Source organism: Bradyrhizobium sp. (genome assembly GCF_016213215.1).
In the GTDB taxonomy this organism is placed as follows: Bacteria; Pseudomonadota; Alphaproteobacteria; order Rhizobiales; family Xanthobacteraceae; genus Bradyrhizobium.
Genome location: NZ_JACRAW010000115.1, coordinates 16,231 through 42,337 on the forward strand (window position 1 = coordinate 16,231; position 26,107 = coordinate 42,337).

At 63.9% G+C, this 26,107-nt stretch carries 28 protein-coding genes; 14 read left to right on the forward strand and 14 right to left on the reverse strand.

Features of this window, described 5'->3' with window-relative positions:
- Positions 1 to 5 precede the first annotated feature (5 nt).
- Complete coding sequence (locus HY852_RS20055) at positions 6 to 1,103, reverse strand: glycosyltransferase (protein WP_291606542.1); 1,098 nt, start codon at positions 1,101 to 1,103, stop codon at positions 6 to 8.
- Positions 1,104 to 1,359: 256 nt separating this feature from the next.
- On the opposite strand from HY852_RS20055, the gene HY852_RS20060 reads away from it, so the two are divergent.
- A complete protein-coding gene (locus HY852_RS20060; RefSeq protein ID WP_291606577.1) occupies positions 1,360 to 2,523 on the forward strand; it encodes a GNAT family N-acetyltransferase in 1,164 nt (387 codons plus the stop codon).
- Between the two features lie 51 nt (positions 2,524 to 2,574).
- Here HY852_RS20060 and HY852_RS20065 read toward each other — a convergent pair whose 3' ends face one another.
- From HY852_RS20065 to HY852_RS20075, 3 genes are all read right to left on the reverse strand, one after another.
- Entirely contained in the window at positions 2,575 to 2,706 is a 132-nt protein-coding gene (locus tag HY852_RS20065) for a hypothetical protein (protein WP_291606543.1), read from the reverse strand.
- Positions 2,707 to 2,775: 69 nt separating this feature from the next.
- Entirely contained in the window at positions 2,776 to 3,375 is a 600-nt protein-coding gene (wrbA, locus tag HY852_RS20070; protein ID WP_291606544.1) for an NAD(P)H:quinone oxidoreductase, read from the reverse strand.
- 173 nt (positions 3,376 to 3,548) lie between these two features.
- Positions 3,549 to 4,247, reverse strand: a complete 699-nt coding sequence (locus HY852_RS20075; protein WP_291606545.1) for a pirin family protein — start codon at positions 4,245 to 4,247, stop codon at positions 3,549 to 3,551.
- A gap of 105 nt (positions 4,248 to 4,352) precedes the next feature.
- Here HY852_RS20075 and HY852_RS20080 point away from each other — a divergent pair, with 105 nt between their 5' ends.
- The 3 genes from HY852_RS20080 to HY852_RS20090 all read left to right on the forward strand — a co-directional run bounded on the left by HY852_RS20080 (position 4,353) and on the right by HY852_RS20090 (position 6,965).
- Positions 4,353 to 5,261 (forward strand): LysR family transcriptional regulator, encoded by a 909-nt coding sequence (locus tag HY852_RS20080; RefSeq protein ID WP_291606546.1) that lies wholly within the window; start codon positions 4,353 to 4,355, stop codon positions 5,259 to 5,261.
- Positions 5,262 to 5,488: 227 nt separating this feature from the next.
- Positions 5,489 to 6,478: a tripartite tricarboxylate transporter substrate binding protein gene (locus HY852_RS20085; protein ID WP_291606578.1), complete on the forward strand. Its 990-nt coding sequence runs from the start codon at positions 5,489 to 5,491 to the stop codon at positions 6,476 to 6,478.
- Positions 6,479 to 6,602: 124 nt separating this feature from the next.
- Positions 6,603 to 6,965 (forward strand): hypothetical protein, encoded by a 363-nt coding sequence (locus HY852_RS20090; RefSeq protein ID WP_291606547.1) that lies wholly within the window; start codon positions 6,603 to 6,605, stop codon positions 6,963 to 6,965.
- 12 nt (positions 6,966 to 6,977) lie between these two features.
- On the opposite strand, the gene HY852_RS20095 is transcribed toward HY852_RS20090, so the two are convergent.
- From HY852_RS20095 to HY852_RS20110, 4 genes are read right to left on the reverse strand one after another with little or no spacing between them, the layout of a single operon-like run.
- On the reverse strand, positions 6,978 to 7,445 hold the full coding sequence (locus tag HY852_RS20095; RefSeq protein WP_291606548.1) for a YbaK/EbsC family protein: 468 nt from the start codon (positions 7,443 to 7,445) through the stop codon (positions 6,978 to 6,980).
- Positions 7,442 to 8,182, reverse strand: a complete 741-nt coding sequence (locus tag HY852_RS20100; protein ID WP_291606549.1) for a haloacid dehalogenase type II — start codon at positions 8,180 to 8,182, stop codon at positions 7,442 to 7,444. Before HY852_RS20100 ends, HY852_RS20095 begins: the two co-directional genes overlap by 4 nt.
- Entirely contained in the window at positions 8,179 to 9,015 is an 837-nt protein-coding gene (locus HY852_RS20105) for a dienelactone hydrolase family protein (RefSeq protein ID WP_291606551.1), read from the reverse strand. Before HY852_RS20105 ends, HY852_RS20100 begins: the two co-directional genes overlap by 4 nt.
- Before the next feature lie 32 nt (positions 9,016 to 9,047).
- On the reverse strand, positions 9,048 to 9,932 hold the full coding sequence (locus tag HY852_RS20110) for an amidohydrolase family protein (RefSeq protein WP_291606552.1): 885 nt from the start codon (positions 9,930 to 9,932) through the stop codon (positions 9,048 to 9,050).
- A gap of 290 nt (positions 9,933 to 10,222) precedes the next feature.
- Here HY852_RS20110 and ykgO point away from each other — a divergent pair, with 290 nt between their 5' ends.
- The 3 genes from ykgO (at position 10,223) to HY852_RS20125 (ending at position 11,548) form a co-directional block, all read left to right on the forward strand.
- Positions 10,223 to 10,348 carry a type B 50S ribosomal protein L36 gene (gene ykgO / locus HY852_RS20115; protein ID WP_006611362.1) on the forward strand — a complete coding sequence of 42 codons (126 nt, stop codon included), beginning with the start codon at positions 10,223 to 10,225 and terminating at the stop codon, positions 10,346 to 10,348.
- A 152-nt stretch (positions 10,349 to 10,500) separates the two neighbouring features.
- Positions 10,501 to 11,088 (forward strand): hypothetical protein, encoded by a 588-nt coding sequence (locus HY852_RS20120; RefSeq protein ID WP_291606579.1) that lies wholly within the window; start codon positions 10,501 to 10,503, stop codon positions 11,086 to 11,088.
- 190 nt (positions 11,089 to 11,278) lie between these two features.
- A complete protein-coding gene (locus HY852_RS20125) occupies positions 11,279 to 11,548 on the forward strand; it encodes a hypothetical protein (protein WP_291606560.1) in 270 nt (89 codons plus the stop codon).
- Positions 11,549 to 11,665: 117 nt separating this feature from the next.
- On the opposite strand, the gene HY852_RS20130 is transcribed toward HY852_RS20125, so the two are convergent.
- The gene (locus tag HY852_RS20130) at positions 11,666 to 11,848 is read right to left on the reverse strand and encodes a hypothetical protein (protein WP_291606561.1); all 183 of its coding nucleotides are present in this window, start codon (positions 11,846 to 11,848) and stop codon (positions 11,666 to 11,668) included.
- Positions 11,849 to 12,258: 410 nt separating this feature from the next.
- On the opposite strand from HY852_RS20130, the gene HY852_RS20135 reads away from it, so the two are divergent.
- Entirely contained in the window at positions 12,259 to 13,215 is a 957-nt protein-coding gene (locus HY852_RS20135) for an alpha/beta hydrolase (RefSeq protein ID WP_291606562.1), read from the forward strand.
- Positions 13,216 to 13,240: 25 nt separating this feature from the next.
- Here HY852_RS20135 and HY852_RS20140 read toward each other — a convergent pair whose 3' ends face one another.
- Positions 13,241 to 13,636 carry a cytochrome c family protein gene (locus HY852_RS20140; protein WP_291606563.1) on the reverse strand — a complete coding sequence of 132 codons (396 nt, stop codon included), beginning with the start codon at positions 13,634 to 13,636 and terminating at the stop codon, positions 13,241 to 13,243.
- A gap of 226 nt (positions 13,637 to 13,862) precedes the next feature.
- On the opposite strand from HY852_RS20140, the gene HY852_RS20145 reads away from it, so the two are divergent.
- Positions 13,863 to 15,356 (forward strand): FAD-linked oxidase C-terminal domain-containing protein, encoded by a 1,494-nt coding sequence (locus tag HY852_RS20145; RefSeq protein ID WP_291606564.1) that lies wholly within the window; start codon positions 13,863 to 13,865, stop codon positions 15,354 to 15,356.
- Positions 15,357 to 15,373: 17 nt separating this feature from the next.
- Here HY852_RS20145 and HY852_RS20150 read toward each other — a convergent pair whose 3' ends face one another.
- Entirely contained in the window at positions 15,374 to 16,057 is a 684-nt protein-coding gene (locus HY852_RS20150) for an antibiotic biosynthesis monooxygenase (protein ID WP_291606565.1), read from the reverse strand.
- 219 nt (positions 16,058 to 16,276) lie between these two features.
- Between HY852_RS20150 and HY852_RS20155 the strand changes: the two genes are divergently transcribed.
- From HY852_RS20155 to HY852_RS20170, 4 genes are all read left to right on the forward strand, one after another.
- Positions 16,277 to 17,515, forward strand: a complete 1,239-nt coding sequence (locus HY852_RS20155) for an FAD-binding protein (protein WP_291606567.1) — start codon at positions 16,277 to 16,279, stop codon at positions 17,513 to 17,515.
- Entirely contained in the window at positions 17,512 to 18,825 is a 1,314-nt protein-coding gene (gene glcF / locus HY852_RS20160) for a glycolate oxidase subunit GlcF (protein ID WP_291606568.1), read from the forward strand. The genes HY852_RS20155 and glcF overlap by 4 nt, the downstream gene beginning before the upstream one ends.
- A gap of 74 nt (positions 18,826 to 18,899) precedes the next feature.
- Positions 18,900 to 19,280, forward strand: a complete 381-nt coding sequence (locus HY852_RS20165) for a histone (protein ID WP_291606569.1) — start codon at positions 18,900 to 18,902, stop codon at positions 19,278 to 19,280.
- A 417-nt stretch (positions 19,281 to 19,697) separates the two neighbouring features.
- Positions 19,698 to 20,708: a TorF family putative porin gene (locus HY852_RS20170; RefSeq protein ID WP_291606570.1), complete on the forward strand. Its 1,011-nt coding sequence runs from the start codon at positions 19,698 to 19,700 to the stop codon at positions 20,706 to 20,708.
- Positions 20,709 to 21,031: 323 nt separating this feature from the next.
- On the opposite strand, the gene HY852_RS20175 is transcribed toward HY852_RS20170, so the two are convergent.
- Complete coding sequence (locus HY852_RS20175) at positions 21,032 to 22,798, reverse strand: ABC transporter ATP-binding protein/permease (RefSeq protein WP_291606571.1); 1,767 nt, start codon at positions 22,796 to 22,798, stop codon at positions 21,032 to 21,034.
- Between the two features lie 601 nt (positions 22,799 to 23,399).
- Here HY852_RS20175 and HY852_RS20180 point away from each other — a divergent pair.
- Positions 23,400 to 23,804, forward strand: a complete 405-nt coding sequence (locus HY852_RS20180; protein ID WP_291606572.1) for an META domain-containing protein — start codon at positions 23,400 to 23,402, stop codon at positions 23,802 to 23,804.
- 130 nt (positions 23,805 to 23,934) lie between these two features.
- Here HY852_RS20180 and HY852_RS20185 read toward each other — a convergent pair whose 3' ends face one another.
- Positions 23,935 to 25,131, reverse strand: coding sequence for a hypothetical protein (locus tag HY852_RS20185; RefSeq protein WP_291606573.1), 1,197 nt, complete (start codon positions 25,129 to 25,131; stop codon positions 23,935 to 23,937).
- Positions 25,132 to 25,273: 142 nt separating this feature from the next.
- A partial coding sequence (gene groEL / locus HY852_RS20190) for a chaperonin GroEL (RefSeq protein WP_291606574.1) occupies positions 25,274 to 26,107 on the reverse strand: 834 nt, incomplete at its 5' end.

Here is a 26,107-nt window from a genome sequence, read left to right on the forward strand (position 1 = left end):
TCAGGTCAGTTCGCGAATTGTGCCCGCGTCGCCTCGGCGACGTCGCGCCACCAGGCGTCGAAGTCGAACGGTACCCGTACCGAGTGCCGCGTGACCGCGGCTGCGATGCCGTCCGCATAGGCCGCTTCGGTGGCGCCGCGCGGCACCAGAATGATGGCGCCGCGGTCGATCAGCTCCTTGAACCTCGGATGATGGTCGAATTCATCCGCCTCTGCCGGACCGGTGACGATCAGCGGACGGCCCGATTGCGCGCAGGCGAGAATACTGGATCGTCGTGCGCTGATGCCTTCTTCGAGGGGATAGCAGAACGCGTCGACCTGGTTGAAGATGCCGAACACCTCGTGATCGGAAGCGACGTAACCGCTAACGATGACGTCGTCCGTCAGGCCGAGCTCGGCGGCGCGGGCATAGAACTCCTGCTCGATCCGGTCCATGCCGCGGATGAACGAGCCGACATAGACGATCACCGGCTTCAGGCCGCGTTGCTTGAGGGCGGCGCAGATCGACAGCAGCGCATTGGGCTGTTTGCCTGGATAGATCGACCCGAAATGGCCGATGACGAGCCGCCCCTGCTTCCTGGCATCGGCGAGCCGCTGCCGCAGCTCGGATTCGGCAATTGCGGCCGGTGCCGGGAGGTTCGGAGGCAAGGGGGCCAGCACGCACTTGCGAGCCGTCCAGCCGACGAGGCGGTCGGCGGCGAGCTCGCGGCGAACCAGCGGCGAGAACATCACGATTGTATCGGCAAGGAGCAGTGCCGGAACGTAGGTCAGCCGTCGCATCCAGTGCAGGCCTGCCCATTCGTGCTGCATCAGGATGACGCGCCTGCCGCGCAGCCGCGCCATCGCCAGCGCGAGCAGCGGCCTCGCGATCACGCGCTTCCAGGCCACGATCGGGAAGTTGCACACCACATTGCGTGCAGATCCGACACGGCTCCAGATGTCGGCCAGCGTTCCTTCCGTCCGCGTCAAGGTTAACGTGGCGACGCCGCCAGGTTCGAGCTTGCCGACGGTCTCGCAAAGCTTGCGGGTGAACTGACCGACGCCGCAGTGCATCTGCGGTCCGGCGGTCAGGAAGAGCGCCTGATATGCAGGTTCTGAGGCCATCGTGGAGCTGTGCGCCTGAGGGACGGTGTCCCGTTAGCCATACCGTGCAGACATTAGCTTCCGGTAAGCGAGAGCGCCGGTCCGAGGCACTCAAATTGCCAGATAGTCCGGTAAGCGCCACGTGCCGTCCCAGATCGGGACGGCAGCTGGTGGTGTGACGGTATGCGACAGCAACCTGCGACGAACACCCCAACCGGACCAAGCGATCGCGGGACAAGCACGAGAGTGCGAAAGAAGGTAAGATAAAGTGAACGAGATGGCCGTCTGGGAGCTTGGAAGGGCCGAGGTGCGGGCAGCATCAACCGCTTCCGAGTTCCGCGTCGAATTTGTGCGTGACTGGAATCTGGCCTGCGCCCTCTGGGACGGTTCGGGTTACGGCACAGCCTTCCAGCACAAGCAGTGGCTGGATGCATGGTACAGCGCGTTCGATCGCGCCTCCCCCTTGATCGCCCTGATCTCGGACGCCGCTACGCAGCGCAACGTTGCGCTGGTGCCGCTGATCTGCCGCGAGCAGCACGGCGTTCGTCTGGTCGAGTTCGCCGACCTCGGTTTAACCGACTACAATGCGCCGATACTGGGCGCGGGTGCGCCGCGCGACCCCGAAGCCATGCACGCCATGGCCCGGGCGCTGCATGCCGCGTTGCGCCGGTTGCCCGAACGCGTGGATCTGATCCGGATGCAGAAGATGCCGGCCAAAATCGACGGCAGGCCGAATCCGCTGGTGGCTTTGGGGCGCATCGGGTCGTGCTCGCTGAACGGCAACATCATCGAGGTCGATGACGATTTCGAGACCTACCGGGCCTCGATCAAGCGGATGCAGCTGCCGCGAAGCTGGCGCGTCTTCAATCGCTATCCGGGCGCCGGTTTCAGGATGATCAACGACACGGAAGAGGCCCTGCGGTTGATCGACGTCATGGATGCGCAGCAGGAAGCGCGAATGGAGTCGATCGGCGAGTCGTTCATCCTGAACGACGGGAGCTGGGGCAAGTTCTATCGGGATCTGGTGAAGCGCGGACTCAAGGAAGGCTATGCCGTCGTGTCGTCCTTGAGTTGCGACGAAGGCGTGGTGGCAACGGTTCTCGGTATCCGGCGCGAGAGCAATTTCGTGTTCCTGCGCATCAGCAACGCTGGAAAGAAATGGTCGCATTGTTCGCCGAGCCGGCTCATCACCGAGCGGACCATGGCTGCTTTGCACGCAGACGGTGTGCGTGAGTTCGACCTCAGCATCGGCAATTTCGTCTACAAGCGCCGGTTCGGTGCAACGCCGCTGCCGCTGACCGACGTCAGCGCTGCAATCGGCTGGCGGGGAATTCCTCTCGTTCTGCGTGACCGTGCCGCCCAGGAATTGCGGCGCTATCCGCGGCTTGCCGAATGGATCAGCCGCGCGCTCGGCAGGCCTGCGCCGCGCGAGGACAACTGAGTGCGAGCCGGATCAGACGCGGCCGACTGCGAGCCGTTGATCACGCGCGGCTCACGAACGAGTGCAGTCGGCGCAGTGCAGTCGCCCGCGTGAAGCGCGAGACAGTCCGCGGCAATACCAGCGCCGCGCCATGACCTGCATCGGCTTGTGGATCAACTGGGCAATCAGCAGAATTTCGACCATTACCTTCTCCTTCGGTGCCGGCGGGAAATGGGGGCGGCATTCGCAAAAAAGAATGCCGCCCGCATCGCATCAGCCATGCAGTTTGTTCGCGGTCTCCGCGATCACGCGTCCTTGATAACGTGCGCCTGCCAGCTCGTTGGCGCTGGGTTGCCGGCTGCCGTCGCCGCCGGTGATGGTGGTGGCGCCATAGGGCGCGCCTCCGGTGATCTCATCGAGCTTCATCTGGCCGGCGAATCCGTAGTTCAGGCCGACCACCACCATGCCGAAATGCAGCAGGTTGGTGATGATCGAGAACAGCGTGGTCTCCTGGCCGCCGTGCTGGGTTGCGCTCGAGGTAAAGGCACCGCCGACCTTGCCGTTCAGCGCGCCCTTGGCCCACAGCCCGCCGGCCTGATCGAGGAAGTTTGCCATCTGCGACGCAATTCGACCAAAGCGGGTGCCGGTACCGACGATGATTGCATCGTAGTTCGCAAGTTCCTCGATCCTCGCCACCGGCGCGGCCTGATCGAGCTTGTAATGCGATGCCTTGGCGACCTCGGGCGACACCAGTTCCGGCACGCGCTTGATGTCGACCGTGGCGCCGGCTTCGCGCGCCCCTTCGGCTACCGCGTTCGCCATCGCCTCGATATGGCCGTAGGAGGAATAGTAGAGGACGAGTACTTTTGCCATGAGGCTCTCCGTGGTTTTGAACTTGATGTGAACTGTTCGAAATAGTTTCGGCCGTCATGGCCGGACTGTGTTTCCGGCCATCAGCGGTTCCGAATTTTTGGGAAGTCGTGAATGCCGCGGCATCACGCAAAGACGGGCTTTGCGCTTCTGCCCGGGGATCACAAAGGTTGCGATCAGGCCGCGTCGACCAGCACCAGTTCCGAATCTTCCAGCGCGGTGATCTTGAGCTTGGCTTCGTCCCGGATCGCTGCGCCGTCACGCGCATTCACGCGCACGCCGTTGACCTCGAGGCTGCCTGCGGCCGGCACGAGATAGAGATGGCGCGATCTGGCCGGGGCGTATTCCGCGCTTTCGCCCGCCTTCAGGGTCGTCGCCAGCACGCGCGCGTCGGCACGGATCGGCAGGGCCTCGCTATCGCCCTCGATGCCGCTTGCGATGGTGATGAGCTTGCCGGAGCGATCGGCTTTCGGAAACGGCTTCGATCCCCAGGTCGGCTGGCCGCCGGGCGCAACCGGCTCGATCCAGATCTGGAAGATCTTTGTCGTCGTCGGCTCCAGATTGTATTCGGAGTGGCGAATGCCGGTCCCTGCGCTCATCACCTGGACGTCGCCGGCCTCGGTGCGTCCCTTGTTGCCGAGGCTGTCCTGGTGCGTGATCGCGCCTTCGCGGACGTAGGTGATGATCTCCATGTTGGCATGGGGATGGGCCGGAAAGCCGGTGTTGGGCGCGATCTCGTCGTCATTCCACACCCGCAACGAGCCGTGTCCCATGTTGTCAGGGTCGAAATAGCCGGCGAACGAGAAATGATGCTTGGCCTTGAGCCAGCCGTGATCGGCGCTGCCGAGCCTTGCGAATGGTCTGAGTTCGATCATGCTTAAACCCCTTTCGTTGCCCTCTGGATAAGCACTCGCGCCTGGTATAAAAATAGAAACTATCGAAACATATTGTTTCCAAAAGTGAGAAACTGGATTTCGCGCATGGCCAGGCTTCCCGACTTCGAGGCGCTCGCGATCTTTGCAAAAGTCGTGGAATTGCGGTCGTTTGCGGCGGCCGCAGGCGAACTGGCGATCTCCAAAGCGACCGTTTCCAAGGCAGTGACCCGGCTGGAAGAGCGGCTCGGCGCGCGGCTGTTCAACCGCACCTCGCGGCGTCTTGCGCTCACCGACGCCGGCCAAAGGCTCGCCGAACGGGCGACGCGCCTCCTCGCCGACGGCGAGGCGGCGGAGAACGAGACGCTGGCGCAATCGGTTGCGCCGCGCGGCCTGGTGCGGCTCGCGATGCCGATGACCTTCGGCGTGAAGACGGTGGCGCCGCTCCTGCCGCAATTCCTCAAGGAATATCCGGAAGTGTCGATCGACCTCCACCTGAGCGATGCGACCATCGACCTGATCGGCGAGGGCTTTGATCTTGCCTTGCGGATAGCGCGCCTGCCGGATTCCTCGCTCATCGCGCGACGCCTCTGCGCCATGCCCCGCTATACGGTCGCCGCGCCTTCCTACCTGAAGCGCTACGGCCGGCCGACCCATCCGATGCATCTGGCCCAGCACAAGTGCTTCGGCTACGCCTATCTCTCCACGCCCAACGTCTGGCAGTACACCAATGCGGCGGGCGAGCAGGCCAGCGTACGTCCTGGCGGGCAGTTGCGCGCCAACAACGGCGAAGCTGTCATGCCGGCGTTACTCGCCGGACTCGGGATTGCCGATCTGCCGGAGTTCATCGTCGGCGACGCCATCGCGCGCGGCGAGGTCGAGGTGATCCTCAAGGGCTGGAAGCAACCCGAGGGCGCGGTGCATCTGGTGATGCCGCCCGGCGGCCCGCGACCCGCGCGCGTCGAGGTGCTGGTGGAATTTCTCACAACGCAATTCGCGAAGGGAAAGAAGCGCTAGCGTGGATGGGTGTTGAACCCGCTAAAACAAAAGTTCGTAGGGTGGGCTGCTGAAGCGTGCCCACCGCCACAAGCAGCAACTGCTTATGTCTCGATGCCGCAGGGCAAAAGCCGGAATCTTCCACCGGCAGGCCAACACGTGGATGCGCGCAAAGAGATCTTTCGTGCGGATGGCCGAACAAGCTAGGCTGCTGATCAAGACAATAAAACACCTCGGAGGCGCCTGTGATAAACCGCCGCAACCTCTTGCGCGCTGCCGCGATCCTGCCGCTGGCGCGCGCCCCATTCCCCGGTGAAGCCCTCGCGCAAGACGCCTATCCCTCTCGCAACATCACCATGATCGTGCCGTTTCCCGCAGGCGGGCAGGCCGATCTCGCCGCCCGTCCCGTGGCGCTGGCGCTCGAGCGCATCCTTGGCAAGCCGGTCATCGTGGACAATCGTGCCGGCGGTGGCGGCGGCTCGATCGGCAATGCGGCGGCGGCGCGTGCTGCGCCCGACGGATACACGCTGCTGATGACGTTGTCGTCGCTGGCGGTGCTGCCGGAGGCGGATCGATTGTTCGGCCGTCCCGTGGCGTATGAAGTCTCGCAGTTCGCGCCGGTAGCGCGCGTGCTCGCCGATCCGACGCTGCTCGCGGTGCCCGCCTCGGCGCCATGGAAGACGTTGCAGGATTTCGTCGAGGACGCCAGGAAACGTCCCGGCCAGATTCCCTATGGTTCGTCCGGTCCATACGGCACGCTGCACGTCGCGATGGAAATGTTCACCGCGAGCGCCGGCATCAAACTGCTGCACGTGCCGTTCCGCGGCGCCGGTCCGGCGCTGACCGCGCTGCTTGGTGGGACGGTGCAGGCGCTGGCCTCGGCGCCGGGCACGCTGAAGCAGCAGGTCGATGAGGGCAAGATGCGCGTGCTGGCCAACTGGGGCTCCACCCGCATCGCGAGTTTTCCGGATCTGCCGACATTCGGGGAACTCGGCTACAAAGACGTCGAGTTCTACATCTGGGCGGGACTATTCGCGCAGGCCGCGGTGCCCGCGCCGATCATGACTCGGCTGCGCGAAGCGATGGCACAGGCTGTGAAGGCACCCGAGGTCATCAAGACCTTCGAGAGCGCGGGCAGCCCGGTCGCCTATCTGGACGCGCCGGAATTCTCGAAGTTCGTCGCCGAAGACAGCGCCCGGCTGATCGCGGCGGTGAAGAAGATCGGCCGGGTGGAATAGCCGCCAGCTTCCACGCCCGGCATGGATCACTTCACGTTTTGTTGCGCGTAAGAACCTTCCTCTGCCTCATTGATTGACCAACTTCCTTCATCGGCCACTCATTTTGTTTTGGGAGGGCCCCAGCATGCGAACACAGCGGATTGCGCTGAGCCTTGCGCTGTCGATCGGCGGCTTGATCATTCAGGGCCCGGCATCAGCGCAGGAATATCGCGGCACGGCCGAACAGCAGATGGCCTGTACGCCCGACGTCTGGCGCCTGTGCGGCCACCAGATTCCGAATGTGAACGGCATCGTCGCCTGCCTGCAGCAGAATACACCGCAGCTCTCTCCGGGCTGTCGGGCCGTATTCCAATCCGACGTCGTTGCGCCGGTTCGGGGTCCAAACGGCCGGATGGTACGGGCGCGGCCATACGCAGTGCCTGCGCCGCCGCCCTATGCCATGCGGCCTGGGCCGCCGCCGCCCTACTATGATGATGAGGAGTACTAGATCGCTTCGCCCTCAGGGCCGGTGTTCGCAGAGATCGACCCAATCGGCCGAGACCAGCTCGGCCATTCGCTGCGGCGCGATACGCACGGCGCTGTGGGTTGAGCCGGCGGCCGGCACCACCTCGTCGAACGCCTTCAGCGAGAGGTCGCAATAGACCGGAAGCGGGCTCCTCAGTCCGAACGGGCAGACGCCGCCGACCTCGTGACCGGTGATGTCGGCGACCTCGTCGAGCGAGAGCATCTTCGGCTTCACGCCGAACAGGGCTTTCACCTTCCTGTTGTCCATCCGCGAGGTTCCGCTCGCAACGATCAGCACCACGCGCTCGCCGACGCGCAAGGAGAGCGTCTTGGCGATCCGTCCCGGCTCGACGCCATAGGCTTCGGCGGCTAGCGCCACCGTTGCCGAGCTTATCGGCGATTCGATCACGGCGATGTCGGGGGCTTTCGCGGCGAAGAACGCGCGAACGGACTCAAGGCTCATAGGCTGGCAACAATGTCAGGCAGTTCCGATAGTGAGCGAATGCGGTAGTCCGGCTCGAGGCCAAGCTCGTCCATCTGGGTCCTCAGCGCCTTGAACATCGTGAGCGGCGGCACGAGGTCGCTCTCGACGCAGGCGAGCGCCATCGCTTCCGGCGTGACGCGCTCGATCCAGGCGACGTTCAGGCCGAAGGCCTTGGCGCCGCAGGCGTCCCACGGATTGGAGGAGATGAAAAGGACCTGGTCCGGCGGGGTGCCGAGCTCCTGTTCGATCAGCGTGTAGGCCTCGGGGCTCGGCTTGAAGATCTTGTTCGCGTCGACGCTGATCGTGGCATCGAGCACGCGGTCGAGCCCGCTGTTGCGCACCAGCGCATTCAGCATCTCCGGGCTGCCGTTGGACAGGATGGCCAGCCGCCGCGGCTTCAGCGCCGCAAGCGCGGCCGGCGCATCCGGATAGAGATCGAGATGCAGATATTTGTCGATGATGCTCTCGAACACATCTTTCTCGTAGTTCAGCCCGAGCACCCGCAGCGTGTAGGCGAGCGACTCGCGCGTCACCACGGAAAAATCCTGGTAGCGGCGCATCAACGAACGCAGCCAGCTGTATTCGAGCTGCTTGATGCGCCAGACCTGCGTGATGATCTCGCCGTAGCCGGGAAACGCGTCCTCGGTGACATCAGCGACCGACTGAATGTCGTAGAGCGTACCGTAGGCGTCGAACACAACGGCTTTGAGGGTCACGGTGATTTCTCTTTTCCGCCGATCGTCGCATACAGGAATTTTCTGACCGCGTCGACCGATTGATCCGCCGCGACCTGATTGAATTCGAGATGACGGCCAAGAAGCCGCGCCGGCGTCCTGTACTGGGGCATGTCAAAGCCGTGATACGCGCCGGGATAGACGATGAGCTCGATCGGAATACCCTTGCCCTTCTCGCGCGAGATTCCCCAATCGTCGCGGCCCTCGACCAGGTTGCGGCACTCTCTCGCGGGTGTCCAGTCGTCGAACTCGCCGACCAGGATCAGGGTTGGCACCGTCATGTCGTCCTTGAAGCCGCGGCAAGGCGGGTAGAAGGCGATCGCCGCACGAAATTTTTCCGTCGCACTGCGTTCGATGACGCCGCGCTCGACCGAGAACAGCGCCAGCCACGCGTCCTGGGAAAATCCCATCACTGCAACCCGGGCAGGGTCGACCGGTGATTGTCCGGTCAGGAAACTCAGCGCGCGATAGGCGTCGTGAAGCATCGCGGCCGGCGGGCCGGCGGTGCAGGTGCTGGAGAGTCCCCGCGGACCGAACCTGTCGACGGTCAGCGTTACATAACCCCAGGCCGCGAGCCGCCCGCCCCAGCGCTCGTCGAGCTGCCGCCAATTGCCGCTGCAGCCATGCAGCAGCACGACAGCAGGCGAGGGGCCCGGGCCGCCGGGCAGTCGCAGATAGCCCTGCAGCGGCTGCGGGCTGGCCAGCGGACTTTCGAGTTCGACAAGCGCCGCGGGCGGCTCGGCCGCGGCGTTCACAACCGCGCCTCCAGGCAGGAGCGCGGCTAGGAGGGCGGCAACGTTGGCGAAGTTTGTCACGGACCACCTCGCGTCGCCGCGAAGATACTCCGCTAGATGCCCAAAATCTTCCGCGCGTTCGCTTTCAGTACCTTGGGCCTGATCTCCTCGCGGATCTCGATCTTGGCGAAATCGGCCAGCCACCGGTCGGGCGTGATCACCGGCCAGTCCGAGCCGAACAGCATCTTGTCCTGCAGGATGGAGTTGATGTAGCGCACGAGGATCGGCGGAAAATACTTCGGCGACCAGCCGGACAGGTCGATGTAGACGTTCGGCTTGTGGGTCGCGACCGACAGTGCCTCTTCCTGCCAGGGGAAGGACGGGTGGGCGAGGATGATCTTCAGGTCTGGGAAATCCGCCGCCACGTCGTCCATGTACATGGGATTGGAATATTTCAGCCGCATACCCATTCCGCCGGGCATGCCGCTGCCCACGCCCGTCTGCCCGGTGTGGAACAGCGCAATCGCGCCGCCGTCGCTGATCGCCTCATAGAGCGGATAGGCGAGGCGATCGTTGGCGTAGAAACCTTGCATGGTGGGGTGGAATTTGAAGCCGCGGACGCCGTATTCCTCCATCAGCTTCTTCGCCTCGCGCACCCCGAGCTTGCCCTTGTGGGGATCGATGCTGACGAAGGGGATGAGGACGTCGAGATGCTCTGAGGCGACCTCCAGCATCTCGTAATTGTTGTAGCGGCGGAAACCGGTCTCCCGCTCGGCATCGACCGGGAAGATCACGGCGGCGATATTCTTCGAGCGGTAGTAGGCGGCGGTCTCCGGCACGGTCGGCGGATGCTTGTTCGGCGACTTGAAATACTCGGCCATCCGCGCCTGGAAATCGTCGTAGCCGTCGTCAGGATGACAGCCGCAGGGCTCCTCGGCATGGGTGTGGATGTCGATTGCGACGACGTCGTCGATGTTGGGCAGCTTCAGTTTGGCCATTGTTCGTTTCCCCGGGGGAGGCTTGGTTCTGGCGAATTGATTATACTATATAACGAATTTGGCAATGGAGAGGCCTGAAGTCGGGTTCCCGGGCAGGCGGGCCTGGCTCCGACGAGCTGCCCCGGGAAGCCCCGGCACAGCCGGTTGCATTGACAGTCGGCCTCTCCATGGCTTAGAAACCGCCCCGTCCCGGGCGGATCGGTCCGTCGGCGGGAAATCCCATTTTGCCATATTCGCGCGCCCGTCACGGTAGTGCCGAACACGGCCTTTCGAAGCTTTAGGATTCTCTCATGAAGGTCCGTAACTCGCTGAAATCGCTGCGTGGCCGCCACCGCGCCAACCGTCTGGTCCGTCGTAAGGGCCGGGTCTACGTCATCAACAAGGTGCAGCGTCGGTTCAAGGCGCGGCAGGGCTGACCGGCGCGTTCCCGAACGCGAAACTCCGCTTCACAGGTCTTTGACGCCGTCCTTGCTTTGCAAGGGCGGCTTGCTGCGTTTAGAGTCCTCGTATGGAGTTGAGAATCCCTGACGTGCGCAACCTCCGGCACACCGTGCTTCTCGCCGCGTTGATGATCGCGGTGCCGGCCGCAGCCTTTGCGCAGGACGACCCGCACGCCCTTTCGCCCAAGCAGAAGCGGTTGCCGGAAGCTCCCAGCAAGCTGCCGAAGGTCGAGCGCGGCAAGAACCTCGATTTCCTGTTCGGGGCGCTGAAGGCCGCGCCGGACCAGGCCAGCGCCAAGCATGTCGAGGCCCGGATCTGGGCGGTCTGGCTGCAGACGTCCAGCGATACCGCCGCACTGTTGATGACGCGGGCCAAGACGGCCATGGACGCGCACCAGGCCGACGTCGCCATGAAACTGCTCGACGCAATCGTCAAGCTACGGCCCGACTACATCGAGGCGTGGAATCGGCGCGCCACGCTCTACTACCTGAAGAACGATTACATGCGGTCGCTGGCCGATATCGAGCAGGTGCTGTTGCGGGAGCCCCGTCATTTCGGTGCGCTGGCCGGCCTTGGCATGATCATGCAGGAGCTTGGTCAGGACAAGCGCGCCCTGGATGCCTTCCGCAAGGCGCTCGCCGTCAATCCGCACCTCGAAAAGGTGCCGGAACTGGTCAGGAGCTTGAGCGAGAAGGTTGAGGGCCGCGACATCTAGCGTACGAGCTTTGCGCGGGAGCTGTGCGTATGTTGCGGAATTCCGTGCCGGGTGTGGTGCGGGCAATGATCGTAATTGATCGATCCGGCCGCACTAAAATTAACCTCCAGCGTATATGCTCGCTCGCGGCCGGGTGCGGTTTCCGCGCCCGACACTTACCTGCATTTCACTACGCGGTAGGAGCAAAGCGATGCGGCGTTTGATACTCGCCGGTGCGACCTTGATGGTCCTAGAAGCGGCCGCGTTCTCGGCCGACAATTACTGGGTTGTCGGCAACCGCGCCACCAACACATGCGACATCGTAACCAGCAACCCGGTCATTTTTGGCGATATCTGGTTCGGGGACGGTCCGTACACGTCGAAGGACGACGCCAAGCTCGCCCGCTCGACGATAGGCGCGTGCCCCAAGGACGACACCAAAGACGAGCCGGCGGCCGATGGCAATTCCGCCGACAAGTGAGGGCGGCAAGACGGTTCAGCGGACGTTGATGTGAGCCTGTCGGCGTTCAGACGAGAAGCGGGCGCTCATCAGAGCCGGACACCCACGCAGAAACAGGCGCGAAGGAGCGGGTGTCGGCTAGTGCAGAACGTTGCCGCCGCGTTCGGTGAGGCTTTGGTGAGCCGCGGCCGCATAAAGTTCGGCAAGTTCAGCCTCCAGGCGCTCGTTGACCAAGAGAAGCGCCCGCACCGCACCGCGCAGGTCGCCGCTGCAGCTTTCCACGATCTCATCGATCGCCGCGTCGCTTGATCTGGAACTCATACAAGCCTCCTGTACAAAACTTAACAATGAGCAGGTTCTTCCCGCGTTCCTGTGGATTACGTGGAAGGTACCGGCGCCTTCTCCCCATCATGGCGAAACTGACGATGGCGATAATATGGAGTAGGAACCTGACGGCTGGATGAAGGTGGGCCGTTTCCAGTTTCATCGACTGAGGAGTTCGTTGATTCCACTGATGTTTCGGTTCGTTGCGGCAGGCTTGATATCCACAGCTAAAGTTTTCGTGTTGGGAGTGGCCAGCAGACCGCAGTCCAACCGAGGCTCGGATGCTGCCGCCCGGCGCTGAAGATTGAGCGCGCGCTGGTACCTTGATGCTGATGCCGGCTTCCGTGCGGGAGCCCCAGTCGGTACATTCGTAATTCGCGCGTGCCTTCATTGCCCGGATCATCTCCATGATCGCAATCCTTGCCGTGACGGCGCTCGCGCTGCTCGTCGTGATCACGCAACTCGGTGTTCGGGTGGTTGAGCGCCGGCATCCTGCGCAAGGCCGCATGATCGAAGTCGAAGGCGCCACGCTTCACATGGTCGATATCGGCCCACGGGATGCCGGGCCGCCCATCGTCATGCTCCACGGCGCAAGCTCCAACCTCGAGGTGATGCGGCGGCCGCTCGGCGACCTCCTTGCTGCAACGAGGCGCGTGATCCTGATCGATCGTCCGGGCCATGGCTGGAGCACGCGGGCAAGGCGCCAGGATTCGACGCCGGCGATCCAGGCTCGCATGATCGATGAAATGCTCGGCAAGCTCGGCATCGATCGTGCCTTGTTCGTGGTTCATTCATGGAGCGGCGCGCTCGGCACGCGCATGGCGCTGGATTATCCGCGGCGCGTCGCCGGTCTCGTGATGCTTGCGCCGGTCACTCACCCCTGGCGCGGCGGCGTCGGACGATACAATTCCATGATCGCGAGGCCGGTCATCGGCCCGCTGCTCGCCTACACCATCACCCTGCCGCTCGGCTACTTCCTCACCGGGCCGGGCGCCCGCGGCGTGTTTCTGCCCCAGACCATGCCGGACGGCTTCGTAAGGGACTCGGCAACGCCGCTGCTGTTGCGCCCGCGCGAGTTCATCGCCAACGCGTATGATCTCGTGACGCTGAAGGAAGCCGTCGCGGAGCAGGCGCCCCGTTACCGCGAGATCGCGGCGCCGACCGTGATCATCGCAGGCGAGGCCGACAAGACCGTGTCAACCAATATCCACGCGCGCCGTTTTGCCGCGGCCGTCCCTCATGCGCGGCTGGTCGTGCGGCCCGAACTTGGTCACATGGTGCAGAACGCCGTACCTGATCTCGTCAGATCCGAGATCGAGTCGATGATCGAAGGCGTCGTGGTCGGCCGGGGCTGCAATAGATAGCGCGTCTCCCGCGCGCGGTCCGAGATTACTTCTTGATCTTTCCGTCGCCGTCGAACTGGAAGAGAAAGGCCCAGAGATCCATGATCTCTTTCTCGCTCTTGATGCCGGCGAAGGCCATCTTGTTGCCCGGAACCTTCAACCTCGGATCCTTCATGTATTCCCTGAATTCGGCTTCGTTCCAGGTAATGCCGGAATTCCTGTTCGCGTCCGAATAGGAGAAGCCCGGCGCGGTGCCGGACTTGCGACCGTCGAGTCCGTTGAGCTGCGGTCCGACCCTGGTCCTCGCGCCTTCGCCGACCGCGTGACAGGCCACGCATTTGTTGAACGACGTTTTGCCGGCCGCGACGTCCTGCGCCACGACCGGGCGAGCGGCCACGCACGAGCCGAAGAGGATGAGGGCGCAGAAGCTGAACTTGTTCATGAGAATGGCTCGTGTGATTCCGGAACGTTGGCCCCGCGGTTCTTGGCATGGGTCTCCCCGGACCCACAAGTCCAAACAAAGTTCAAGGATTACCGATGTCGACGACGTCGGAGATGAGCTATGTTGTAGTCCGATGCTGCTCCAAGGCTGTCCAGCGACAACGCTTGGACGTGCTCGATCCGTGGTGCAATTCGAGTGGGTCAGAATCCCGGGGAGACTTCTGCATATGGCGATCATGATGCCCGCGCCCGATGAAGCCGTCCTGGCGCGCCGGGACGAGATCGTTGCCGCGCTGCGCGCCATCGTCCCCGGCGAAGGCGTGATCGACAGCAACAAGGAGATGCGCGCCTATGAGACCGACGGCCTGACGGCATATCGGCAGGTGCCGATGGTCGTGGTGCTCCCCGATACGACCGAGCAGGTGTCGCGCGTCCTGAAATACTGCTTCGAGCAGGGCATCAAGGTGGTGCCCCGCGGCTCGGGAACGTCGTTGTCGGGCGGCGCCCTGCCGCTTGCGGACGGCGTGCTGCTGGGACTTGGCAAGTTCAAGCGCATCCGTGAAATCGATTTCGACAACCGCGTGGTGGTGACGGAGCCCGGGGTCACCAATCTCGCCATCAGCCAGGCGGTGGCGCATGCCGGCTTCTACTACGCGCCCGATCCGTCCTCGCAGATCGCCTGTTCGATCGGCGGCAACGTTGCGGAGAATTCCGGCGGCGTTCATTGCCTGAAGTACGGCATGACCACCAACAACGTGCTGGGCTGCGAAATCGTCCTGGTGACGGGCGAGGTGCTTCGGATCGGCGGCAAGTCGGCGGAGAACGCCGGCTATGACCTGATGGGCATCATCACCGGTTCCGAAGGCCTGCTCGGCGTCATCACCGAGATCACCGTGCGCATCCTGCAGAAGCCGGAGACGGCGCGGGCCCTGATGGTGGGGTTCGCCGAGGTCGAGGCGGCCGGTGAGTGCGTGGCGCAGATCATCGGCGCCGGCATCATCCCCGGCGGCATGGAGATGATGGACAAGCCCGCCATCCACGCCGCGGAGGCCTTCGTCCATGCCGGCTATCCGCTCGACGTCGAGGCGCTCCTGATCATCGAGCTCGATGGCCCTTCCGTCGAAGTCGACGAACTGATCAAGCGGGTCGAAGCGATCGCGCGCGGCTGCGGCTCGACGACGTGCCAGATCTCGACGTCCGAGGCCGAGCGAAACCTGTTCTGGGCCGGCCGCAAGGCGGCTTTTCCGGCCGTCGGGCGCATCTCGCCCGACTACCTCTGCATGGACGGCACCATCCCGCGCGGCATGCTGCCGAAGGCATTGGCGCGCATCCGCCAGCTCTCGGAAAAGTACCAGCTCGCCTGCGCCAACGTTTTTCACGCCGGGGACGGCAACCTGCATCCCCTGATTCTCTACGATGCCAACAAGCCCGGCGAGATGGAGCGCGCGGAAGCGTTCGGAGCCGACATTCTGCGCTGCTGCGTGGAACTCGGCGGCGTGCTCACCGGTGAACATGGCGTCGGCATCGAGAAGCGCGATCTCATGCCGGAGATGTTCAGCGAGATCGATCTCAACCAGCAGCAGCGGCTGAAATGTGCGTTCGACGCGCAGGGCCTGCTCAATCCCGGCAAGGTATTCCCGACGCTGCACCGCTGCGCCGAGCTCGGCCGCATGCACGTTCACGCGGGCAAGCTCGCATTCCCGGATATCCCGAGGTTCTGACCGCCTGACCGGGCCGGCTAGGGGGGCGCGGCCCTCGCGTCCGTGATGTCGGGATAGAACTGCGGCGCCTCGCGCCGGTCGAACCGCCCGTAGTCGCGCAGGATGCGGACCTTGCGGTGGCGCAGCTTGTCGATGGCGTCGGTCTTCCTTGGCGCAAAGGCCTCGGCCGACTTCGCATCTTTCCAGCCGACCAGAACGGCCAGATTGCCCTCATGATAGATGCTGGCCCAGATGTCATAGCCGGCAAGCGCGCCCTGATTGAGGTCGAGCCCAAGCTCGGCTGGCAGGCGATCGGCGGTCAACGCGCTCGCCTCGATCGGAGCGACTTCGGTGAACGTCACGATCTTGGCGCTGCCGATTTCGGTCTCGTCGAAGCGGCTTTGGCCAATGGCGGCGTGCGGCGGCGGGTCACTGTCGGCGATCTGCTCGCCGACGCGCAGATGGTAGTCGTCGAAAATCTCCGATCGTCCCCTGGCCTGGACCGCGCAATGCTCGGCGTTGGTGCGCCACCGCACCAGGGATTTTTCGTCGCGCCAGCTCGAATGCGACAGCAGCCATCCCGGCCGCAGCGCGCTCTCGAAACGTTCGTTGTCGACGAAGCCGTCCATCGTTTGAAGAATGGGCCTCAATCGGTGGGCAAGGCCGAGATATTCGTCCTTCTTTTCCGCTTTCGGACGAAACTCGAAGATCACGGAAAACATCTCTTGTCCTTTCGGCCCGTCCTGAACGGGAGCTCTCGTATCTGGCAAGTTGATGTGCTCGGGGCCGGAAAGACAAGAAGGGGACCGGCCGCGCGGTTCCATGGGGCTCTCAAGCGAAGGTCGGGAGGCGGTGAAACGGTCTGGCCTCAACCGGCGGAGGGGCAGGACAGCGGGTCGCTCAATTTGATTTCGGACGCAAATTTCGCTACCCGCTGGCAGGTGGATATTCTCAAAGTACGCGACGCCAGGGATGTCGAGCAGGCGGTGCGCGCGGCGATTGCCAGCGAGCAGCCGCTTGAGATCATTGGCCATGGCAGCAAGCGCCAGATCGGCCAGCCGATGGGGACCAACGCGGTGCTCGACGTATCGGCGCTGAACGCGGTCACCTCTTACGAGCCCAACGAGCTCATCATCACGGCCGAGGCCGGCGCGCCGCTCGCCGACGTGATGTCGTTGATCGATTCCAAGGGTCAGCAGTTCGCCTTCGAGCCGATGAACACGGCCGCGCTCCTCGGCACGCCCGAGGTCGGTACCATCGGCGGCATGATCGGCGCAGGATTGGCGGGGCCGCGCCGCATCAAGTCGGGTGGAGCGCGCGACCACCTGTTGGGCGCCCACGCCGTGTCCGGCTTCGGCGACAGCTTCAAGACCGGCGGCAAGGTGGTGAAGAACGTCACCGGCTACGATCTCTGCAAGCTGCTGACCGGCTCATGGGGAACGCTCGCGGTGATGACCGAGGTGACGTTGAAGGTCATGCCAAAGCCGGAAAGCGAACGCACCCTGGTGCTGCAAGGTCTGGACGACGTCTCGGCGAACAAGGCCATGACGGCGGCGCTGGGCTCGCCCTTCGACGTGTCCGCCGCAGCCCACCTGCCGAGCTCGGCCTTCCGCGCCGGGACCGAGGGGCCAGCCGAGTGGCTCTCGCACGAGGCGGCGATCACGCTGCTCCGGCTCGAGGGGATCACGGCCTCCGCCGCCAGCCGGGCCGCTTCGCTGGTGCAATTGCTGGCCCCGTTCGGAGCTGCCCGGGTCGTCGAAGATGCGGCTTCGGCCGAGCTCTGGAGCGTCATCCGCGACGTGCGGCCCTTTGCGGCGGGCGCGGCGCTCGGGGCCTGGCCGGTGTGGCGGATCGTCTGTCCTCCCGCCATCGGCGGGACTGTCGGCCAGCAGCTCGCACGGGAGACCGGTGGCGACGTGATTTACGATTGGGGCGGCGGCCTGATCTGGGCGGCCCTGCCGCCGAAGGCGGATGCGCACGCCGCCCTGGTCCGAGAGCGGGCCGAGGCGGTTGGCGGCCACGCCACCCTGATTCGCGCCTCCGACGAGGTCCGCCGCAACGTGGCTGTCTTCCACCCGCAGCCTTCCGGTATTGCCGGCTTGAGCGAGCGCGTGCGCGCCAGCTTCGATCCCAAGACCATCTTCAATCGCGGCAGGCTGAGCCGGAGCGGCGTGCCATGAAGACCGAGTTCAGCCTGGCCCAGCTCGCCGATCCCGACATTGCCGAGGCCGACAAGATCCTGCGCGCCTGCGTGCATTGCGGCTTCTGTACCGCGACCTGTCCGACCTACGTGCTGCTCGGAGACGAGCTCGACAGCCCCCGCGGCCGCATCTACCTGATCAAGGAAATGCTGGAGAAGGACCAGCCGCCAACCGAGGACGTCGTCAAGCACATCGACCGCTGCCTGTCGTGCCTTGCGTGCATGACCACCTGTCCGTCGGGCGTGCACTACATGCATCTGGTCGATCAGGCGCGGGTCAGGATCGAACGAAACTATCGCAGACCGGTAACGGAGCGCATGCTGCGTGCGGTGCTGGGGCACATCCTGCCGGATCCGAAGCGATTCCGCGCCGGCATGATGTTGGCGCGCTTCGGCCGGCCGATACTGGCCGTGCTGCCGGCGCCGAAGGGGCCCTCCTCAACCCCGACCCTCCTGCGGCGGATCAGGGCAATGCTGGCGCTGGCGCCACGCAGCCTGCCGTCGCCCGGGCCGGCCGCCGGCACGGTTTTCCCCGCCATCGGGCCAAAGCGCGGGCGGATCGCTCTGTTGCAGGGCTGTGCGCAGCAGGTGCTGGCTCCCCGGATCAACCAGGCCGCCATCAACCTTCTGACCCGCCATGGCGTCGAGGTTGTGCTGGTCAGGGACGAGCAGTGCTGCGGTGCTTTGACCCATCATCTCGGTCGCGAAGATGACGCGTTGGCTCGGGCGCGGGCCAACGTGACGGCATGGTGCGCCGAGGCGGCGCGGGGCGGCCTTGATGCCATCCTGGTCACGACGTCCGGCTGCGGCACGGTCATCAAGGATTACGGCTATCTCTTGCGTGAGGATCGCAACTTCTCCGAGGACGCAGCAAAGGTGTCCGCGCTCGCAAAGGACGTCAGCGAATATGTCGCTGGTCTCGAGCTGCGCCCCGTGCAAACGACCAACGTTGTGGTCGCTTATCACTCGGCCTGTTCGCTGCAGCATGGGCAGAAAATCACGCAGCTGCCGAAAGAATTGCTTTCCAAGAACGGATTCGTAGTGAAAGATGTGCCGGAGAGCCATTTGTGTTGCGGTTCGGCGGGGACCTACAACATTCTCCAGCCCGACCTTGCGAGCAAATTGCGCGATCGCAAGGTCGCCAATATCGCAAGCGTCAAACCGGACATGATCGCTGCGGGCAATATCGGCTGCATGGTGCAGATTGCCAGCGGCACATCAGTTCCGGTTGTGCACACGATTGAGCTTCTCGATTGGGCGACGGGCGGTCCGCGGCCAGGATCAAGTTAGTCCACTGGCCTCACGCCTCGAGTGACTCTGGAATCGCCCGATGGACATCGTTCGGCGGCAACAGGAGGTTCACAATGGCGAAAGCGAAGAAGAGCAAGAAGGCCAAAAAGGCTAAAAATGCCAAGAAGGCTAAAAGGGTCGTAGCGGCGAAGAAGAAGTCTGCCAGGAAGGCAGGCAAGAAGGCAGCCAAGAAGTCGGCGAAGAAGTCCGCCAAGAAGTCGGCGAGGAAATCCGCCAGGAAGGCTGCCGCGCCGAAAAAGGCAGCGAAAAAGGTAGCGAAGAAGGCCGCACCGAAGAAGCGCGCAGCGAAGAGAAAAGCGGCGCCTGCCCCGAAGCCCGAGGTCTCGACAGAAGCTCCGGCTCCCGAGGCGTCATCCGAAGCGAGTTGGGCGACCCCGTCTTCAAACTCATGGGGCGGTGACGGCTCCTCGCCGACGAGCGAAGGCCAGGGGTAGACTCCAAGTTAGCCCCGAGTGGAGGCGGGTCAGGAATCCCGGCCCCGTCTCACCACTCGTTATGGGACTTGATAAGGCCGCAGCAGCATCGCTGCGGCCTTTTCCATGTGCGAACAGCGCGGCGCCGATTGATTCGCGGCGGCGCCCGGCACCGCATTACAACGCTTGCCGGCCCGTATTGCCACGGGATTTGCTGCCGTCCGGTTCGCCAAAAGATGTGGTGTTAATGCAACACACGCGAACAACCTGTCGCAAAACGGCCGCAACGCCCAAAAAGTCGGCAGATGCACGAGTTTTTTGCTTCCGGAGTCCGGGGCCGCGTAACAAATTGGCCCGAGTAAGAACATTGGTTGCAGTCGGTCGCATGCCCGGGGGGCCGGGATCGGACCGACATCAAGAACGGTGATGGGGATCCTCATGAAGAAAGTCGCTCTGCTGGCAACGGCGCTGGCAATGGTAACAGGTTCGGCTCTGGCGGCGGATATGCCGGTCAAGGCCTACAAGGCTCCTCCGGCGCCGGCATTTGATCCGTGGGATATCGCCTTCGGCAGCGCCATCATGAGCGACTACGTCTTCCGCGGCATCACCCAGTCCAACCACAAGCCGTCGGTCGCCGCCTATTTCGAGCCGCGCTACAACGTCACCAAGGACCTGCAGCTCTATATCGGTGTTGCCGGTGAGAGCATTTCGTTCCCGAACCGCGCCGCGGCCGAGATCGACATCTACGGCGGTATTCGTCCGACCTTCGGCGCTTTCGCGTTCGACATCGGTGTGTGGGGCTATCTGTATCCAGGCGGCACCTGCTATTACGGCGCCCCCGGAATCGACTTTGCGGGCAACTTCCAGGGCGCCGAGTGCGCCGAGAAGGCGCTGCTCAACACCAACGTGATCAAGAAGAACCTGAACTTCTTCGAGGTGTATGGCAAGATGACCTACACCATCAACGACAACTGGGCGATCGGCCTGAACGAGTACTATACGCCGAGCTTCCTCAACTCCGGCGCCTGGGGCAACTACTCCTCGATCACCGCCAAGTTCACCGCGCCGAGCACGGTCTTCGGTTCGAGCGGCGTCGGCATGTATGTGTCCGGTGAGTTCGGCCGTCAGTGGCTCGGAACGTCGGACAGCTTCTACGGTGTCGCTGCATTCCCGAACGGCATTGATTACGCCGACTACAACACCTGGAACATCGGCATCGGCTTCACCTACAAGGTGTTCACGCTGGATCTGCGTTACTCCGACACCGACCTGTCCAAGGGCGATTGCAACGCGTTCACCAGCGACTTTGCCGCGCGCGGCAACATCACCGCGTCTAGCGGTACCAACGTGACGCCGATCAATCCAACGGGCGTTGGCTCCAACTGGTGCGGCGCGGCCGGCATCGCCAAGCTCTCGGTCGACCTGACGGCGGTCACCAACCTGAAGTAAGGTCTGATCCGGAATTACCTGAGGGGCGGCAGAGCGATCTGCCGCCCCTTTCGTTTTGGGCGTTGGTTCGAGACGTGAACGCGCTTGCCGGCGCTCCAGCAGGCGTTCAGCGGCGCGGATCAAATCAGTCCCACGTCATCGGCTTTAGCTCCTCGTCCTGAGGAGCGCTCCGAAGGAGCGCGTCTCAAAAGGATGAGGCCCCGAGGCGGCAGCCGCACCTCATGGTTCGAGACGGCGCCCTCCTCACCATGAGGAGAAACATCGACACCGCGCCGACACGCTTTCCACCCGATAACGGCTGGTGAGTTCGTATCTGTCGATCTCTAGCCGGCCCCGCTTTGTTCGGCGGGGATCGCCGGCTCACTGCGGGCCTGGAGCACGAAGACCTCGCCATCGTGTGTCAGGACCGCATCGCGGTTGTGGAACGCCTCCAGCGTCGAGCGATGGCCGATCGAGACGATTGTGGTGAAGGGCAGTTTCTCTTCCAGCAACCGATAGAGCTTCGCCTCGGAGGGTTCGTCCAGCGAGGCCGTCGCCTCGTCGAGGAACAGGAAATCCGGCGCATGCAGCAGCGCCCGTGCAAGCCCCAACCGCTGCTGCTCGCCGAGCGACAGCATTCGGTTCCAGTGCGCCTCCTCTTCCAGCCGCTCCGCGAACCGGGGCAGCCCGACTGCCGTCAATACGTCGCGGATGCGCTCCGGGCCGAACTCGCCGCTCCGGGCGGGGTACATGATGGCGTCCGCCAGCCGGCCGACCGGAAAATACGGCCGCTGCGGCAGCATCATCAGCGTGGTCTGCTTCGGGATCGAGATCGTCCCGGTGCCGAAGGGCCAGATCCCGGCGATGGCGCGGAATAGGGTGGATTTGCCGGCACCCGACGGCCCGGTCACCAGCAGCCGCTCGCCGGTGGAAATCCTGAAACCGCTCGCGGCCACCAGCGGCGCGCCGTTCGGCAGCTTGACGAGGAGCTGTTCGAGTCCGATCTCGTCGTGGCCTTCCGGAGTCAGCACTTCGATCGCCTCGTCGCTTTGCTGCAGCCTCGCGGCGCTGCCGATCGACTGCTCGAAACCGTCGAGCCGCGCCACCACCGCGCGCCATTCCGCCAGCGAGCGGTAGATGGTAACGAAGAAGGACAGCGCCTTTTGCACGCTGCCGAAGGCGGAGGCGGTCTGCATCATGCCGCCGAGCTGGATCTTGCCCGCAAAATAGGCCGGCGCCACCAGCACGAAGGGAAAGATCACGGCGGCCTGCGCGTAGCTCGCCGTGAACGCTGTGACGCGCTTGGTCCGGCTCATGATGGCGTACCAGTTGCCGACCACGCGGCCGAAGCGATCGAGCAGCCGCTCGCGCTCGGCGCTCTCGCCTTTGAGCAGGGCGATCTGCTCGGAGTTCTCGCGCACCCGGACCAGATTGAAGCGAAAGTCGGCCTCAAAGCGCTGCTGGTGGAAGTCGAGATTGACCAGCGGCGAGCCGATCCAGTGCGTCAGGGCGGTGCCGAAGATCGCATAGATCAGCGCGCCCCAGACCAGGTAGCCGGGGATCTCGAGTTCACCGCCGAACAGGTGGAGGGGCGCCGCGTTGGAGAGGCCCCACAGGATGACGACGAACGAGGCGAGCGTTACGATCGAGCTGAGCAGGCCGATGAAGATGCCCAGCGTCTGCTCAACGAACATCTTCACGTCCTCGGTGATGCGCTGATCCGGGTTGTCGGCGGCATCGCCGCTGAGCTGCATCCGGTAATGATTGGCGCCGTCGAGCCACTCACCGAGGTAGTGGATGGTCAGCCAGCGCCGCCAGCGGATCTGGAGCCATTGGTTGAGGTAGAGCTGATAGACGGCCAGCACGACGGCAGTCGTCGCCAGGACGGTGAAGATGCCGAGTTCCCAGACGAACGCGTCCCAGGCGCGCTCCTGCAGCGCATTGTAGAAGCGGGCGTACCACTGGTTGACCAGGACATCGATCGCGACCAGGGACAGTTCGATCGCGATCACGGCTGCAAGCAGTGTCCGGCCCGCCAGTTTGTCTTCCGATCGGAAATAGGGGATGGCGATACGCCATACGGTCGCGAGCGTCGCGCGGAAGTTCTTCACAGATAATGGTCTCCTGCGGGGTGGGCGCAAATGCCGGAGGCAACAGCGGGAAAAGGGCGGCGAGACGATTGCAAATCTCACAGCCTGCGACGACTTGTCCCGGCCCGGTCATCGACCCTAGCACGGGCGCAACGGTCGGGCACTTCGACTTCGCGAGCTTGTGAGCGGGTTGGGAACCGCTGGATTTGCGGGTATCCGCAACCCTCATAGCCACTTCCACTCTCCACCTCCTCTGGCGTCGTGACGGGCAAAATGATCAACGCCTGTTCTGCACTCGATCATGCTCGGCGTGCCGGTGACGCTACAGGCCTGTGTCTATCCATTCACGGAAATGGTTCTGAAGTAGCCACGAGGCGCGTTTCGCAACGAAAATCCCCGCGAGCGATCCGTTGGCGGGATTTTGTTTTGTTGGGGCATGATGCGGACCGAATGGGTCTCATCCGACTAAAACGGGCGCCCTCATTCCCAAAGATCAGGATCAAGGACTCCTTGAGGGCGACAGGAAATTCAACATGATCCCGTTGCGCGCCTTGCGCGGCGAACCTGTTCAAGCCCCTTGCCGTCTTATAGAAGGGCGTCCGGTCAGAAATCGAGGGTGTGCATGGTTTCGAGCAAGTGGTTCGCATTCGCCGCTGCTGCGGTGTTGCTGGTGTCTTTGGCCGAAAGTGTCCGGGCCGCGGAGGAGTTTCCGTTCGGGACCGAGATGTCCCTCGAGACCGCGCCGCAGCCCGGCTCGAAACGGATTCCGAACCTTGAGATCGGAGACAATGGCGAGGTCGTGCTGGAGCTCTGGTGCAAGGGCGGCAAGGGCCAGTTCTCGGTTGCCGGCAACACCGTGATCTTCATGCCCGGACAGATGCAGGACCGGGCCTGTCCGCCGGCCAAGGCGCAGGCCGATGACGATCTGGTCGCGGCATTGAGCGAGACTGCGAGCTGGAAGCGGCAGGGCACTCTCGTCTCCTTCATCGGCCCGAAGACGCTGCGCTTCCGAATCAATACGAACTGACAGCTCTACCGCCTGGTCATGCTCCGCGCATGCGGGGCATCCAGTACGCCGCGGCCTTTCCGTTCTCTGCCTTTTCTCCGGAATACCGGATCGTCCGCTCTTGCGGGGGATGACGGGCGCAGGGATGCGCCTATTTCCAAGCGGACTTGTCGGCGTCCCAGCGCTGCCCATTCAATTCCCTGGCCAGCGCTTCGACCGAACCGTTGTCGTCGGGCAGCTCGCCTTCTTCCTCGCCGGTCGCTTCGTCGGACAGGTTGAGCTTGGGGCCGGGGCCTTCGTCCGCGGTCGTGATCGAGGGGCTTCCGATCCACAACATCAGGCGGTCGGATGCGCCGGGCTTGTCGGTCGACACCAGCCCGGCGACCTCGATTGTGTCGGTAAGGCCCAGGGCCGGATAGAGTTGGCTCGGCCGCTTGAAGGTCAGCTTCAACGTTCCGGTCGTCGGATTCCAGCTGGACGAGGCCGGACTTGCCGCCAGCGTCCTGCTCAGCACGCCTGAGACGACACTCGCGAGCTTGTCCTTGTTGACGTTGTCGCCGTCGCGCCAGTCGGCCGCCGGAAAGCGGATCGCGCGATCGATCTCCACGATGCCGGCGGTCCAGCCGACGGCGACCACGCCGGGCGTCGACTTGAGCCGTGCGATCAGCGCGCCCGCGCGCTCCGGGTCGGTCGTGAGATTGATGGTCTGCTCGCCGGCGCGCAGCTCGTCGCACGTGATGGGCAGGCTTGACAGCGACACCTCGACGTCCTGCCCCTTCAGGCTCTTGAGGAGCTCGGTTGCGGCCTCGAGCTTGATCCGGACGCCGATCGCTTCGGGAGAGACCTCGGTGAAATCCTTCGGCGACGGCGTGATGCCGTCGTCAATGGTCTGGTTTTCCTGGAATTCCCTCTCGCTGAGGTCGGAATTGTCCGAGGACGCCACTTCGGTCACTGTGCGGCCGATCGTGATCTGGCCGCGGAATTCGAACGTCTCGCCGGTCGGCTTGCGCTGCAGCTTGATCGTGACGGGCGATTTCTCGCCAAGGGTCTGCGTGTTGCCGGTAAGGGTCTGGCCGCTGACCGACAGGTTGGCGACGAAGCGGTCCTTGCGTCCGGAACCCTTGTCGAGCGGGTAGCAAACGTCGAGGACCGCCGCGGTGAGCGTCTTTCCTTGCCGGGTCTCTTTCAGGATCACGTCGGCGTTGCCCTCCATCAATCCGTCGATGGAGGTGAAATAGCGGGTCTCCGTGGTCGGCGGTGCAGCCTTGGGCGAAGCCTTGATCTGGGCGGGAGCGGAACTTGGCAAAGCCGCCACCAGGGCCGCCAGGCAGAACAGAAGCGCGCGCATCGGTACCTTCCTTGAACGGGCAGAATCGGCGCCAACCTAGTGCCTTTTCGGCGGCACTTGAATCGGAAAGCACGGCGGCTTGCGCAAAAATAAAGGCCGCCCGAAGGCGGCCTTCTTGTCGAAATGGAGCGAGCAGACCGGGTCAGAAACCCATGCCGCCCATTCCGCCACCGGACGGCATGGCCGGCGCGGCTTCCTTCTTCGGCAGCTCGGCGACCATCGCCTCGGTGGTCACGAGCAGACCGGCGACGGAGGAGGCGTCCTGCAGGGCGGTACGCACCACCTTGGCCGGGTCGATGATCCCCTTCTCGACCATGTCGACATATTGCTCGGACTGCGCATCGAAGCCGAACGTCTCCGACTTGTTCTCCAGGATCTTGCCGACCACCACCGAGCCTTCAAGCCCGGCGTTCTCGGAGATCTGGCGCACCGGCGCTTCCAGCGCCTTCAGCACGATGTTGATGCCGGCCTGGACGTCGGCGTTCTCGTTGTGGATGCGGCCGACCGCACGCTTGGCCCGCAGCAGCGCCACGCCGCCGCCGGGCACGATGCCTTCCTGCACCGCGGCGCGGGTGGCGTTGAGCGCGTCATCAACGCGATCCTTCTTCTCCTTGACCTCGATCTCGGTGGCGCCGCCGACACGGATCACCGCCACGCCGCCGGCGAGCTTGGCCAGCCGTTCCTGCAGCTTCTCGCGGTCGTAGTCGGAGGTGGTCTCCTCGATCTGCGCCTTGATCTGCGCGACGCGCGCCTCGATGTCCTTCTTCTTGCCGGCGCCGTTGACGATCGTGGTGTTCTCCTTGTCGATCACGACCTTGCGGGTGCGGCCGAGCATGTTGAGCGTGACGCCTTCAAGCTTGATGCCGAGTTCGTCGGAGATGAGCTGGCCGCCGGTCAGGATCGCGATGGCCTCCCGCAGGGCCTTGCGGCGGTCGCCGCAGCCCGGCGCCTTGACCGCCGCGACCTTGAGGCCGCC